Source organism: Paraburkholderia edwinii, assembly GCF_019428685.1.
Taxonomy (GTDB): domain Bacteria; phylum Pseudomonadota; class Gammaproteobacteria; order Burkholderiales; family Burkholderiaceae; genus Paraburkholderia; species Paraburkholderia edwinii.
This window is the reverse complement of the sequence record NZ_CP080095.1, coordinates 671238-685798: the sequence shown is the minus strand read 5'-3', so window position 1 is coordinate 685798 and position 14561 is coordinate 671238. Positions and strand designations below refer to the sequence as shown.

At 60.6% G+C, this 14561-nt stretch carries 7 protein-coding genes; 1 reads left to right on the top strand and 6 read right to left on the bottom strand.

The features are described 5' to 3' along the window. Positions 1-47 precede the first annotated feature (47 nt). From rpsG to recQ, 3 genes are all read right to left on the bottom strand, one after another. The gene (gene rpsG, locus KZJ38_RS02940; protein ID WP_006053291.1) at positions 48-518 is read right to left on the bottom strand and encodes a 30S ribosomal protein S7; all 471 of its coding nucleotides are present in this window, start codon (positions 516-518) and stop codon (positions 48-50) included. A 195-nt stretch (positions 519-713) separates the two neighbouring features. Next, a complete protein-coding gene (gene rpsL / locus KZJ38_RS02935; RefSeq protein ID WP_173256831.1) occupies positions 714-1094 on the bottom strand; it encodes a 30S ribosomal protein S12 in 381 nt (126 codons plus the stop codon). 238 nt (positions 1095-1332) lie between these two features. Continuing rightward, complete coding sequence (gene recQ, locus KZJ38_RS02930) at positions 1333-3180, bottom strand: DNA helicase RecQ (protein ID WP_219798710.1); 1848 nt, start codon at positions 3178-3180, stop codon at positions 1333-1335. 191 nt (positions 3181-3371) lie between these two features. Here recQ and KZJ38_RS02925 point away from each other — a divergent pair, with 191 nt between their 5' ends. Continuing rightward, positions 3372-3911 carry a nucleoside 2-deoxyribosyltransferase gene (locus KZJ38_RS02925; protein WP_246641627.1) on the top strand — a complete coding sequence of 180 codons (540 nt, stop codon included), beginning with the start codon at positions 3372-3374 and terminating at the stop codon, positions 3909-3911. Positions 3912-3933: 22 nt separating this feature from the next. Here KZJ38_RS02925 and KZJ38_RS02920 read toward each other — a convergent pair whose 3' ends face one another. The 3 genes from KZJ38_RS02920 to rpoB form a co-directional block, all read right to left on the bottom strand. Further along, positions 3934-5613: a hypothetical protein gene (locus KZJ38_RS02920; RefSeq protein ID WP_219798708.1), complete on the bottom strand. Its 1680-nt coding sequence runs from the start codon at positions 5611-5613 to the stop codon at positions 3934-3936. A 316-nt stretch (positions 5614-5929) separates the two neighbouring features. Further along, positions 5930-10177 (bottom strand): DNA-directed RNA polymerase subunit beta', encoded by a 4248-nt coding sequence (rpoC, locus tag KZJ38_RS02915; RefSeq protein ID WP_219798707.1) that lies wholly within the window; start codon positions 10175-10177, stop codon positions 5930-5932. A gap of 21 nt (positions 10178-10198) precedes the next feature. Next, complete coding sequence (gene rpoB, locus KZJ38_RS02910; RefSeq protein ID WP_219798706.1) at positions 10199-14305, bottom strand: DNA-directed RNA polymerase subunit beta; 4107 nt, start codon at positions 14303-14305, stop codon at positions 10199-10201. Between the last annotated feature and the right edge of the window lie 256 nt (positions 14306-14561).

Here is a 14561-nt window from a genome sequence, read left to right as displayed (position 1 = left end):
GCCCGGAATTCTTTCCGTTATTGACTGCTAACCCGGGGTCGGGATGCTTAGAAACGGAAATGCGAGAACGCCTTGTTGGCTTCCGCCATCCGGTGAACTTCGTCGCGCTTCTTCATCGCACCACCGCGACCTTCAGCGGCTTCACTCAGTTCACCGGCCAGACGCAACGCCATCGACTTTTCACTGCGCTTCTTCGCGGCCTCACGCAACCAGCGCATCGCCAATGCCATACGACGCGACGGACGCACTTCGACCGGAACCTGATAGTTCGCACCACCAACGCGCCGGCTCTTCACTTCGACCACCGGCTTCACGTTGTTGAGCGCCACCGTGAACACTTCCAGCGGGTCCTTGCCACCCTTGGTCTGGATCTGTTCGAAAGCGCCGTACACGATGCGCTCGGCCACCGACTTCTTGCCCGAGAGCATCAGCACGTTCATGAATTTTGCTACATCAACATTACCGAATTTCGGATCCGGCAACACTTCCCGCTTGGGGACTTCGCGACGACGCGGCATGTTTCTTCCTTTACTTTTTCAGTTGGAGCGACGCTTGTTGCGTACCGCTCCGCGGCCACCAACTAACCCGATTCATCTTTTGAGACTTACCAGCCTGGTCGGGTGACCACTTACTCGACAGCACCGGCTATCCGGCACCACCGCCTATAACGCCTTTGCAGGCGACCTGAAACGACTTAACGACTGTCCGCAGACTTACTTGCCGGCCTTGGCGCGCTTCGCACCGTACTTCGAACGAGCCTGCTTACGATCCTTGACGCCCTGGGTATCCAGCGAGCCGCGAACCATGTGGTAACGCACACCCGGCAAGTCCTTCACACGGCCGCCGCGGATCAGCACAACCGAGTGTTCCTGCAGGTTGTGGCCTTCACCGCCGATGTACGAAATGACTTCGAAGCCGTTCGTCAGGCGCACCTTCGCGACCTTACGCAGTGCCGAGTTCGGCTTCTTCGGCGTCGTGGTGTACACACGGGTGCACACGCCGCGACGCTGGGGGCAGTCCTGCAAGGCCGGGCTCTTGCTTTTCGCCGTTTCCGACGTGCGGCCTTTGCGAACCAGTTGATTGATGGTTGGCATTGTTTATTCCTGAAATTGAACAAAATCGACGCATCTGTTTCCGGGCAAAGCGAAAACGACTGCGCATCGAACTCCGATTCGACGACAAACGTGGCGACATCGGCACGCACTCAAATAATGCAAGTACGCGCGCAGGCACCCCAAGAACCGGAACCTAGCATGATATTCCGAAAATACTAAGAGAGTCAACAAGTTGCGAAGTACAGCGGCCCATCTGGTGGACCGCAAAGCGCCTCGCTCAGTCGGCAGCCACGACCTCCAGAAGGTCGGCGCCAAACCGATCCAGTTTCCGCGCGCCCATGCCCGGAATCTGGCGCAAATCTTCGAGCGATCCTGGCTCGCTGCGGGCAATTTCGGCCAGCGTTGCGTCGTGAAAAATGACGTAGGCGGGTACGCCGTCGCTTTTTGCCGTCTCAGAACGCCATGCGCGCAGACGATCCCATCGGGCGCGCTCGCGCGTGCTCATGCCGACGGTCGGATCCGCGCGTTCACTCGTGCGTCCGGACGCTTGTCGCGAGCGCGTCGGCTTCACATAGCGCCGCATCGTGACCTTCTGCTCGCCCTTGAGCACGGGCTTACTTGCTTCGGTCAGTACGAGCGCGCCGAAGCCATCGTGGTCGACCGTCAGAAATCCGAATGCGACGAGCTGCCGGAACACGGCCCGCCATTCGTGCTCGGAAAGCTCCGAACCGATTCCGAAGGTGCTCAACCGGTCGTGGCCGCGCTGCAGGATCTTTTCATTGCGATTGCCGCGCAGAACGTCGATCAGATGCCCGGCGCCGAAGTTGAAGCCGCTTGCGCGCTGTGCGCGAAACGCGCACGACAGCGCCATTTGCGACTCGCGCGTCGCATCCCACGACGCAGGCGGCTCGAGACAGGTGTCGCAATTGCCGCACGGCTCGCTCGACTCACCGAAATAGGCAAGCAGACGCACGCGCCGGCAGGTGGCCGTTTCGCACAGGCCGAGCAGCGCATCGAGCTTCCCGGTCTGGACACGCTTATGCGCGTCATCGGCCTCCGATTCGTCGATCATCTTGCGCTGCTGGACGACGTCGCCGAGGCCGTAGGCCATCCATGCGTTCGCCGGCATGCCGTCGCGGCCCGCGCGACCCGTTTCCTGGTAGTAGCCTTCGACGCTCTTCGGCAAGTCGAGATGCGCGACAAATCGCACGTCGGGCTTGTCGATGCCCATACCGAATGCGATCGTCGCGCAGATCACGACGCCCTCGTCACGCTGGAACATCTCCTGGTGCCGCTGCCGGACCTCGAACTCCATCCCGGCGTGGTAAGGCAGCGCGCGCACACCCTGCCCTTGCAGCCACTCAGCCGTTTCCTCGACCTTGCGTCGCGACAGGCAATAGACAACGCCGGCGTCAGTCGTGCCATCCGGCCTCGTGTGCTCGGCTCGAATAAAGTCGAGCAGTTGCGAGCGCGCGTTGTCTTTCTCGACGATCCGATAGCGGATATTCGGCCTGTCGAAACTGGATACGAAGACGCGCGCGTCGTCGAGCGCAAGCCGGTGAATGATCTCGTCTCGCGTGATCGCATCGGCAGTTGCAGTCAGCGCGATGCGTGGCACCGACGGGAACCGTTCGTGCAGCACCGACAGCTGGATGTATTCCGGGCGGAAATCGTGCCCCCATTGCGACACGCAATGCGCTTCGTCGATCGCGAAGAGCCCGATTTGCGTGCGCTCGAGCAGCTCGAGAAAACGCGGCGTCATCAACCGCTCAGGCGCGACATAGAGCAGATCGATCTCGCCCTGCCGCAAGGCGCGCTCGATCGCGGCTGCCTCCGCGCCGGACAACGTCGAATTCAGATAGGCAGCCCGCACGCCAACCTCCGTGAGCGCGGCAACCTGATCCTGCATCAGCGCAATCAGGGGCGATACGACAATGCCTGCACCAAGCCCCTTTTCGCGACGCACGAGCGACGGGATCTGGTAACACAGCGACTTCCCTCCACCGGTCGGCATCAGCACGAGGCAGTCTCCGCCGTCCGCCACGTGCTCGACTATTTCGGCCTGCTGCCCCCTGAATGCGGGGTAGCCGAAGACATCACCAAGAATTTCGAGCGGACGGGACATGAACGATTGCAGATGACAGTGAGAGGCGGCAGATGAAAAGACAGCGAGGAACCCTGTGACGAATTTTACCAACGCATTCGGGCCGCGCCCTCGCTTTAAGAACAACGTTGGCCAAATGGCCAGGGTGTAAGCGCATGTGCATGCGGGATACACTCGACGTCAGGCTCACATTTAATTTGTTTGGAGATTGCATGCAGGTGGCGCAAAGCGCGGCGGAAAGGTCGCCGCGAATCTATCTGGCCGGCTTCGACGTGTTTCGCCCCGATGCTGCCGAACACGGGGAGCACCTCAAGGCGCTCTGCATCGAGCGGGGGTTCACCGGCCTGTATCCAAGCGACAGCGGCTTGCCGGCCGGCCTGAGCCCGCAAGTCGCCGCTCGATGGATATGCGATGCGAACCTTGCCTTGATTCGCGCAGCCGATGCCGTGATGGCGAACCTGAACGACTTTCGCGGCGCGGGAGAACCCGACACCGGTACCGCGTTCGAGGTAGGCTTTGCCGTTGCACTGGGCAAGCCCGTTTGGGGCTATCGGTCGGACGAACTCCCGCTCGTTGCGCGCGCGGCCGTTCGCACCGACGAAGAGGCCGCATTTTGCTCCCGCGGCTTTATTGTCGAAGACTTCGGCCTTCCGCTTAATTTGATGCTGGCTTGCACGGTCGAACTGATCGTTGGCGACGCCGCCACCTGTCTCGATGCGATTCGCGAAGCGCTGCGGGCGGCTCCGCGGTAGTGCGCATCCGCGGGAAATCAGTTCAGGTCGTGCGCCGCTCAACAACCTCAACGACAAGGCGCCTGCCGTTGATTGTCAGACTGGAAAATGCCTGTCGTGCGCGCTCGATCTGATATTCACCGATACCCGTTCCATCCGGGTCCTTTACTTCGTTTAGCCTCTGGTACAACGGCCCGTTAACAGTGACCAGTACCTTGCCTCGTTTCACCTCGATGGCTTCGATCGCTTCGCAGCCGCCGAAGTGCCGGATGGATTCGCCATTCAGGCGGTACCCCGTTTCACGCAGGCTAGCGCGCGCCGCGTCAGAAAGCCCTTCGGCGATCGGGCTGCTCAGAACGCTATCGACAGTCGCCTTGATGAGAAGCCGACGAGCCGCCGAAGCATCGAGATTGCGAACGACATCCGGGCTGAACTGCTGCGCGACATTACAGAGGATGAGTGAATCAACGTCGGTTGGCTCATGCGCCGTGCCTGCTTCTCGCAGATCGCGCAGGATTGTATGCACGTCAGAAGCGTTGTTAGCATCGAGTTTGCTGAGCCCTGCGAGCGCCTGGCCAATCGGACCGTGATCGCCGAGCTTCCAATACATGGCGCGAAATGCGGGCGTTCGCTGGAGCGGGCTCAAACGGTCTGCAGCCATATCGAGGTTGTCCGCGAAACGGATAATGGCGAACGGGTTTTTGGTGAGTTCCAGGTCGGTGTAACGCAACCCCACTTGCACCTCGTTATTTTTGTCGAGCGAAGTCGGTCGGCCCGTGTATTCCGGCTTCTCTTCGTCGGCCACCACCCTTATTGGTTGATCGGGCGACTTGCTCTTGAGAACGCTATTGATCTGTCTTTCCAGATCTCTCGCGTGGTCACCGCGAATTTCTATTCCCAGAACCTGATGGGTACGGCGCGACGACGCCGAATAGTGATGCAACAGCTTTTCCAGAGCTACGACGTCAGGAACCAGCAATGACCCGCGATCGGTTTTCACGTTGATCGGGTAAGCTCCGGCATCGACGTCCGCAGAGTGCAGTTGAATCGCTTTTCTCATATCCGAAAGCGCCTGATCTGCTCGACCATGTTCACGCGTGATCAGTCGGTTCAATTCGCCGGCCACACTGTCGAATCTCGACGCGCCGGATAATCCATGTGTAGCCTTCGGCCGGCCATCGAGGTCCGGATAGCCCACATCGTGCCAATGCGCGAGAACCTGAAATAGAAACCGCGCGAGCGCCGGAGTGACTTCGTATTTACTTGCAGCCTGCGCCGCTATTTCCGGATACGCCTTCGCGATCATCCCCATGTACGCAGCCACTCTCTCCGAGTGATCGAACCCATGCGAGACATATTGCTGCGGATTGCCCCTCTGCTGATCGAGCGCGGATTTGCCGAGCCGGCTCACCATACTTCGCAAGATGTCAGCCAGATCCTGATCCGCAAGTTGCCCGGTGTTCTGGAGGTGCTTCACGTATGGGTCGATTACGCGCAGCGCGACGAGATGCGATCTTGAAGCTGACACAGCTGATCCTGTTCGCGGGAACGTATGCATATTGTCGCGGCCGATCTGCTTTCGCAGATCGCCAGCCATTTCAGTTTTGCGAACTGCTGCCAGATTGCGTTGCGTCGGACGGGCGAGGTTGTCGTCCATCGATTGGAAACGACGCGGCTCGGGATCAGGCAGACGATGGAATGAAGAGATGAAGCTGCCGGGCATGGGAACGGTCCTCCAAGCAAGTTGCACGAATCCACACATTCGCTGATTCCCCCACGGAAACTGTCTTCGTTCAAAGGGAATCGACGCTTGCAGATTGCACGCACGACGCTCGCGACCCGTAATATCTACCCGACTTTGAATGCCGATTCGCGGCTTCCTTGACGCTGCGCAAATGGCGCGAAAAATCGTGGAACTCCTTTTCGCACGCACGAAAAAAAACCGCTCAGTCGCAATGACTGAGCGGTTTTTGGCCAACTGATAACTCAACTACGAAGCTCGGGCAGAGCGGCTTGCGCCGCCCGCCGTCATCCGCAGCTTACTCGTTGGTATGCGGCGTCTGCTGCTGCTCGGCTGCCGGCGTTTCCGGCGTACCAAACTCGAAGGCCTCTTCGGCTGCGATCTGATCGAAACGCTCGCGATCCGACGATTCCTTGCTCTTGCGCGCCTTGTGGAACGCGAGACCCGTACCGGCCGGAATCAGACGGCCGACGATCACGTTTTCCTTCAGGCCACGCAAATCGTCGCGCTTGCCCATGATCGCCGCCTCGGTCAGCACGCGAGTCGTTTCCTGGAACGACGCCGCGGAGATGAACGAGTCGGTCGAGAGCGATGCCTTCGTGATACCGAGCAGCACGTTCTCGTACGTTGCCGGACGCTTGTCTTCCGCGTTCATCCGGTCGTTCTCGTCGAGCATGTCCGACCGCTCGACCTGTTCGCCCGGGATGAAACGCGTATCGCCGTTGTCGGAGATCTGCACGCGGCGCAGCATCTGACGCACGATCACTTCAATGTGCTTGTCGTTGATCTTCACGCCCTGCAGACGGTACACGTCCTGCACTTCGTCCACGATGTAACGCGACAGCGCCTCGACGCCCTGCAGACGCAGGATGTCGTGCGGATCCGCCGGTCCGTCGACGATCATTTCGCCCTTGTTGACGACCTGACCATCGTGCACCAGAACCTGCTTTTCCTTCGCGATCAGGAACTCGTGCTGGTTGCCCTCGAGGTCCGTGATAACGAGACGCTGCTTGCCCTTCGTGTCCTTACCGAACGACACCGTGCCGGTGACTTCCGCGAGAATGCCGGCGTCCTTCGGCGAACGTGCTTCGAACAGCTCGGCCACACGCGGCAGACCACCGGTAATGTCACGCGTCTTCTGCGATTCCGTCGGGATACGTGCCAGCACTTCACCGACCTGAACCTGCTGACCGTCCTTCACGGTAATCAGCGCGCCGACCTGGAAGCCGATCTGCACCGAATGCTCGGTACCCGGGATCTTCACTTCGTCGCCGGTTGCATCGAGCAGCTTCACCTGCGGACGCACGCTCTTCGACGCTTGCGAACCGCGGCGCTTCACGTCGATCACGACGAGCGTCGACAGGCCCGTCACGTCGTCGATCTGCTTCGCGACCGTCACGCCTTCCTCGACGTTCTCGAACTTCACCGTACCGCCGTACTCGGTGATGATCGGACGCGTCATCGGATCCCACGTGGCCAGTTGCGTGCCCGCCTTGATCTGCGCGCCGTCGAGCTGCAGCAGCGTGGCGCCGTACGGCACCTTATGACGCTCGCGCTCGCGACCGTGATCGTCGGTGATCATCGCTTCGCCCGAACGCGAGATGACGATCTGCTCGCCCTTCGCGTTCGTGACGTAACGCATCGTCGACGTGAAACGCACGGTACCGTTCGACTTCGCTTCGATCGACGAAGCAACCGCCGCACGCGATGCCGCACCACCGATGTGGAACGTACGCATCGTGAGCTGCGTGCCCGGCTCGCCGATCGACTGCGCCGCGATCACGCCGACCGCTTCGCCGACGTTCACGAGCGAGCCGCGGCCGAGGTCGCGGCCATAGCACGATGCGCACAGGCCATAACGCGTTTCGCAGGTGAGCGGCGTACGTACGCGCACTTCGTCGATGCCGAGGCGTTCGATTTCTTCGACCGCCGTTTCATCGAGCAGCGTGCCCGACTCGTACAGCGTTTCCTGCGTTTCCGGGTTGACGACGTCCGCCACCGCGACGCGGCCGAGAATCCGGTCGCGCAGCGCTTCGACGACTTCACCGCCTTCGACGAGCGCCTTCATCGCCACGCCTTGCGACGTGCCGCAATCGTCTTCGACCACCACGAGATCCTGCGTCACGTCGACCAGACGACGCGTCAGGTAACCCGAGTTCGCGGTCTTCAGTGCCGTATCGGCCAAGCCCTTACGTGCGCCGTGCGTCGAGATGAAGTACTGCAGCACGTTCAGGCCTTCGCGGAAGTTCGCGGTAATCGGCGTCTCGATGATCGAGCCGTCCGGCTTCGCCATCAGGCCGCGCATACCGGCCAGCTGACGAATCTGCACCGCGGAACCACGCGCACCCGAGTCCGCCATCATGTAGATCGAGTTGAACGATTCCTGACGCGTTTCGTTGCCGTCGCGGTCCGTCACCGGTTCCGTCGACAGCTGCTCCATCATCGCCTTGCCGACCGATTCCGACGTTGCCGACCAGATGTCGACCACGTTGTTGTAGCGTTCCTGCGCGGTGACGAGACCCGACATGTACTGACGGTCGTATTCCTTCACCTTCTTCGCGGCGTCGCCGACGATCGTTTCCTTCTGCGGCGGCACGAGCATGTCGTCGACGCAGATCGAAATACCGGCGCGCGTTGCGAGACGGAAGCCCGATTGCATCAGCTGATCGGCGAAAATCACCGTTTCGCGCAGACCGCACTTGCGGAACGCCGTGTTGATGAGGCGCGAGATTTCCTTCTTCTTGAGCGGCTTGTTCAGCACCGTGAACGGCAGTCCCGGCGGCAGAATCTCCGACAGGATCGAACGGCCGACCGTGGTTGCGTACAGCGAGATCTTCGGTACAAACGCCGGCGCGCCTTCGGACTTGTCTTCGTTATGGACCATTTCGGTGATCCGCACGTTGACCCGCGAGGCGAGCTCGACTTCCTTGTTCTCGTACGCACGGAGCACTTCCGACACGCCGGTGAACGACATGCCTTCGCCCTTCGCATTCACTGCTTCGCGCGTCGCGTAGTACAGGCCGAGCACGATATCCTGCGACGGCACGATCGACGGATCGCCGTTGGCCGGGAACAGCACGTTGTTCGACGCTAGCATCAGCGTGCGCGCTTCCATCTGCGCTTCGAGCGACAGCGGCACGTGAACAGCCATCTGGTCACCGTCGAAGTCGGCGTTGAACGCCGCGCAAACGAGCGGGTGCAGCTGGATTGCCTTACCTTCGATCAGCACCGGCTCGAACGCCTGAATGCCGAGACGGTGCAGCGTCGGCGCACGATTCAGCATCACCGGATGCTCGCGGATCACCTCTTCGAGGATGTCCCACACCACCGGCGTCTGGTTTTCGACTTCCTTCTTCGCCGCCTTGATCGTCGTCGCCACGCCCATCACTTCGAGCTTGTTGAAGATGAACGGCTTGAAGAGTTCGAGCGCCATCAGCTTCGGCAGACCGCACTGATGCAGCTTGAGCGTCGGACCGACCACGATGACCGAACGGCCCGAGTAGTCAACGCGCTTACCGAGCAGGTTCTGACGGAAGCGACCGCCCTTACCCTTGATCATGTCGGCGAGCGACTTCAGCGGACGCTTGTTCGCGCCCGTCATCGCCTTGCCGCGACGACCGTTGTCGAGCAGCGAGTCGACGGCTTCCTGCAGCATCCGCTTTTCGTTGCGGACGATAATTTCAGGCGCCTTCAGCTCGAGCAGACGCTTCAACCGGTTGTTACGGTTGATCACGCGGCGATACAGGTCGTTCAGGTCCGACGTCGCGAAACGGCCGCCGTCGAGCGGCACGAGCGGACGCAGTTCCGGCGGCAGCACCGGCAGCACTTCGAGAATCATCCACTCGGGCTTGATGCCCGAGCGCTGGAAGGCCTCGAGCACCTTCAGGCGCTTCGCGTACTTCTTGATCTTCGCTTCCGAACCGGTGTTCTTCAGTTCGGTGCGCAGCATCTCGACCTGCTCGTCGATGTTGATCGCACGCAGCAGTTCACGCACGCCTTCCGCACCCATTTCGGCACGGAATTCGTCACCGTACTCTTCGACCTTGTTGTAGTAATCCTCTTCGGTCATGATCTGCCGCGCTTTCAGCGGCGTCATGCCCGGATCGATCACCACGTATGCTTCGAAGTACAGCACGCGCTCGATGTCGCGCAGCGTCATGTCGAGCACCATGCCCAGACGCGACGGCAGCGACTTCAGGAACCAGATGTGCGCAACCGGCGAGGCCAGTTCGATGTGGCCCATCCGTTCGCGACGCACCTTCGCGAGCGTCACTTCGACGCCGCACTTCTCGCAGATCACGCCGCGGTGCTTCAGGCGCTTGTACTTGCCGCACAGGCACTCGTAGTCCTTGATCGGACCAAAGATCTTCGCGCAGAACAGACCATCCCGCTCCGGCTTGAAGGTGCGGTAGTTGATCGTTTCCGGCTTCTTCACTTCACCGAACGACCATGACCGGATCTTGTCGGGCGAGGCCAGACCGATCTTGATCGCGTCGAAAACTTCTTCCTGTTGGACTTGCTTGAATAGATCGAGCAGAGCTTTCATTGCTTTCTCTCCGTAGTCCGATTAGTTGCGGTCCAGATCGATATCGATACCGAGCGAGCGGATTTCCTTCACCAGCACGTTGAAGGATTCCGGCATGCCCGCGTCGATCACGTGATCGCCCTTGACCAGGTTCTCATACACCTTGGTCCGGCCCGTCACGTCATCCGACTTGACCGTCAGCATTTCCTGCAGCACATACGATGCGCCGTACGCTTCGAGCGCCCACACTTCCATCTCACCGAAGCGCTGACCGCCGAACTGCGCCTTACCACCCAGCGGCTGCTGCGTGACGAGCGAGTACGGGCCCGTCGAACGCGCGTGCATCTTGTCGTCGACCAAGTGGTGCAGCTTCAGGTAGTGCATGTAGCCGACCGTCACCGGACGCTCGAATGCTTCACCCGTGCGGCCGTCGTACAGACGCACCTGATTCTTCGACGTCGTCATGCCGAGCTGTTGCGCGATTTCGTCCGGGAACGCGAGGTCGAGCATCTTCGACATTTCGTCTTCGGTCGCACCGTCGAACACCGGCGTCGCGAACGGCACGCCTTCGCGCAGGTTCTTTGCCAGCTCGACGATTTCGTCGTCGCCGAAGCTATCGAGTTCCTCCGCACGGCCCGACTCGTTGTAGATCTTGGTCAGGAACGCGCGCAGTTCTTCGATCTTCGTCTGACGCTGCAGCATTTCGCCGATCCGCCAGCCGAGACCCTTCGCGGCCCAGCCCAGATGCACTTCGAGCACCTGACCCACGTTCATCCGCGACGGCACGCCGAGCGGGTTCAGCACGACGTCGGCCGGACGGCCATCGGCCATGTGCGGCATGTCTTCGATCGGCACGATCTTCGACACGACACCCTTGTTACCGTGACGGCCTGCCATCTTGTCGCCAGGCTGCAGACGGCGCTTCACCGCGAGGTACACCTTGACCATCTTCAGCACGCCCGGCGGCAGTTCGTCGCCTTGCGTGAGCTTCTTGCGCTTTTCTTCGAACGCGAGATCGAACTGGTGACGCTTCTGTTCGATCGAGTCCTTGATCGCTTCGAGCTGCGCCGCTGCTTCTTCGTCCGCGAGGCGGATGTCGAACCAGTGGTAGTGGTCGAGATCTTCGAGGTAAGCGCGTTCGATCTTCGTGCCCTTCGCGAGCTTCTTCGGACCGCCGTTCGCCACCTTGCCTTCGAGCATACGTGCGAGACGCTGGAACGCGTCGCCTTCGACGATACGCAGCTGGTCGTTCAGGTCGAGGCGATAGCGCTTCAGTTCATCGTCGATGATCTGTTGCGCGCGCTTGTCGCGCTGGATGCCTTCACGGGTGAACACCTGCACGTCGATCACCGTGCCGCTCATGCCCGACGGCACGCGCAGCGACGTGTCCTTCACGTCCGATGCCTTTTCACCGAAGATCGCGCGCAGCAGCTTTTCTTCCGGCGTCAGCTGGGTTTCGCCCTTCGGCGTGACCTTGCCGACCAGCACGTCGCCCGCTTCGACTTCCGCGCCGATGTACACGATGCCCGACTCGTCGAGACGGCCAAGCTGCACTTCCGCGAGGTTCGAAATGTCGCGCGTGATTTCTTCCGGTCCGAGCTTCGTGTCGCGAGCCACGACGTTCAGCTCTTCGATGTGGATCGACGTGTAACGGTCGTCCGCAACCACCTTCTCCGAGATCAGGATCGAGTCTTCGAAGTTGTAGCCGTTCCACGGCATGAACGCGACCAGCATGTTCTGGCCGAGCGCGAGTTCGCCGAGGTCCGTCGATGCACCGTCCGCCAGCACGTCGCCGCGCGACACGATGTCGCCGACCTTCACGATCGGGCGCTGGTTGATGTTCGTGTTCTGGTTCGAACGCGTGTACTTGATCAGGTTGTAGATGTCCACGCCGACGTCGCCTGCAACCGCTTCGTCGTCGTTCACGCGAATCACCATACGGCCTGCGTCGACGTAATCGACCACGCCGCCGCGGAACGCCTGAACCGTCGTACCCGAGTCGACTGCCACCGTACGCTCGATGCCCGTACCGACCACGGCCTTTTCAGGACGCAGACACGGCACAGCCTGACGCTGCATGTTCGAACCCATCAACGCGCGGTTCGCGTCGTCATGCTCGAGGAACGGAATCAGCGAAGCTGCGACCGACACGATCTGCGACGGCGCCACGTCCATGTACTGGATGCGGTCCGGCGTGACCATCATCGTTTCGCCGGCTTCACGCGACGACACGAGTTCGTCGGTCAGCGAGCCGTCGTCGGCCACTGCGGCGTTCGCCTGAGCGATCACGTAGCGGCCTTCTTCGATCGCCGACAGATAGTCGATCTGGTCCGTGACCTTGCCGTCCACGACCTTCCGATACGGCGTCTCGAGGAAGCCGTATTCGTTCAGGTGCGCATACAGCGCGAGCGAGTTGATCAGGCCGATGTTCGGACCTTCCGGCGTTTCGATCGGGCACACGCGGCCGTAGTGCGTCGGGTGCACGTCGCGCACTTCGAAGCCTGCGCGCTCGCGCGTCAAACCGCCCGGGCCGAGTGCGGAAACACGACGCTTGTGCGTGATTTCCGACAGCGGGTTCGTCTGGTCCATAAACTGCGACAGCTGCGACGAACCGAAGAACTCGCGAATCGCCGACGAAATCGGCTTCGAGTTGATCAGGTCGTGCGGCATCAGGTTTTCGCTTTCAGCCTGGCCCAGACGCTCCTTCACTGCGCGCTCGACACGGACGAGACCTGCGCGGAACTGGTTCTCCGCGAGCTCACCGACGCAACGCACACGGCGATTGCCCAAGTGGTCGATGTCGTCGACTTCGCCCTTGCCGTTGCGCAGCTCGACGAGGATCTTGATCGTCGCGAGGATGTCGTCGTCCTGCAGCGTCATCGGGCCGATGATCTCGTCCCGGCCGACACGGCGGTTGAACTTCATACGGCCGACCTTCGACAGATCGTATGCGTCTTCGCTGTAGAACAGACGGTTGAACAGCGCCTCGACGGCTTCTTCGGTCGGCGGTTCGCCCGGACGCATCATGCGGTAGATCGCGATACGCGCGGCCATGCGGTCGGCCGTTTCGTCGATACGCAGCGTCGACGAGATGTACGGACCCTGGTCCAGATCGTTCGTGTAGAGCGTCTGGATGTCCTTGATCTTCGCCTCGCGCAGCTTCTCGAGCACGGTCTCGGTGATTTCGTCGTTCGCGTTCGCGATGACTTCACCGGTATCGCCGTCGATCACGTTCTTCGCGAGCACGCGGCCGAGCAGATAATCTTCGGGAACCGAAATAAATTTCGTCTTCGCGTTATCGAGGTCGCGGATGTGCTTCGCGTTGATCCGCTTGTCCTTCGTGACGATCACGTTGCCGTCGCGGTCGGTGATGTCAAAGCGCGCGACTTCACCACGCAGACGCTCCGGCACGAACTCCATCTGCGCACCTTCCGGCATCAGCGCGAAGTTATCGAACACGAAGAAGTTTGCGAGGATCTGTTCCGGCGTGAGGCCGATGGCCTTCAGCAGGATCGTGACCGGCATCTTGCGGCGACGGTCGACGCGGAAGTACAGCACGTCCTTCGGATCGAATTCGAAGTCGAGCCACGAACCGCGATAAGGAATGATGCGCGCCGAGAACAGCAGCTTGCCCGAGCTGTGCGTCTTGCCCTTATCGTGTTCAAAGAATACGCCGGGCGAACGGTGCAGCTGCGATACGATCACACGCTCGGTACCGTTGATGACGAACGAGCCGGTCGGCGTCATGAGCGGAATCTCGCCCATGTACACTTCCTGCTCCTTGACTTCCTTGACGACAGGCTTGCTTGGCGATTCCTTGTCGAGCAGGACGAGGCGCACCTTCGCGCGCAGCGCCGAGCAATAGGTCAGGCCGCGCTGCTGACATTCCTTGATGTTGAATGCCGGCGGCGACAGCATGTAGCTGACAAACTCTAGACGAGCGAAGCCGTTATGAGAAACAATCGGGAACACCGACGTGAACGCAGCCTGCAGACCCTCAGGCTTGCGTTGCGTGGTCGGCACTTCTGCTTGCAGAAAGGTGCTGAATGATTCAAGCTGGGTAGCCAGCAGGAAAGGTACTTGGTGAACGATGGGGCGCTTCGCGAAACTCTTGCGAATACGCTTCTTCTCGGTGAAGGAATATTGCATACGATCTCCGAATCACGGCGGGCATTGTTGTCGAGGCGGGATACCTTGATGTGACAACCCGAGTGTTCACCGACTGAGACCCGTTGGCCGTCCTATGGCTTGAACGAGCCGAGAAGCTTGGTGGTTGGCCGCTACCAACCGCTGGCTGACGGCAGCGGATGCCTGTGTTGCCCGCTACCCGACCAAACTTGCCTTCTGCAGTCGCTTCAGAAGACAAAGAGAAACGTCACTTAGCCTGCAATGTGGCGGTTTTCTT

Bases quoted from the DNA above. Each gene is read 5' to 3' on its own strand.
- rpsG (WP_006053291.1), bottom strand. From the start codon at position 518: ATGCCGCGTCGTCGCGAAGTCCCCAAGCGGGAAGTGTTGCCGGATCCG.
- rpsL (WP_173256831.1), bottom strand. From the start codon at position 1,094: ATGCCAACCATCAATCAACTGGTTCGCAAAGGCCGCACGTCGGAAACG.
- KZJ38_RS02925 (WP_246641627.1), top strand. From the start codon at position 3,372: ATGCAGGTGGCGCAAAGCGCGGCGGAAAGGTCGCCGCGAATCTATCTG.
- rpoC (WP_219798707.1), bottom strand. From the start codon at position 10,177: ATGAAAGCTCTGCTCGATCTATTCAAGCAAGTCCAACAGGAAGAAGTT.
- rpoB (WP_219798706.1), bottom strand. From the start codon at position 14,305: ATGCAATATTCCTTCACCGAGAAGAAGCGTATTCGCAAGAGTTTCGCG.
- recQ (WP_219798710.1), bottom strand. From the start codon at position 3,180: ATGTCCCGTCCGCTCGAAATTCTTGGTGATGTCTTCGGCTACCCCGCA.
- KZJ38_RS02920 (WP_219798708.1), bottom strand. From the start codon at position 5,613: ATGCCCGGCAGCTTCATCTCTTCATTCCATCGTCTGCCTGATCCCGAG.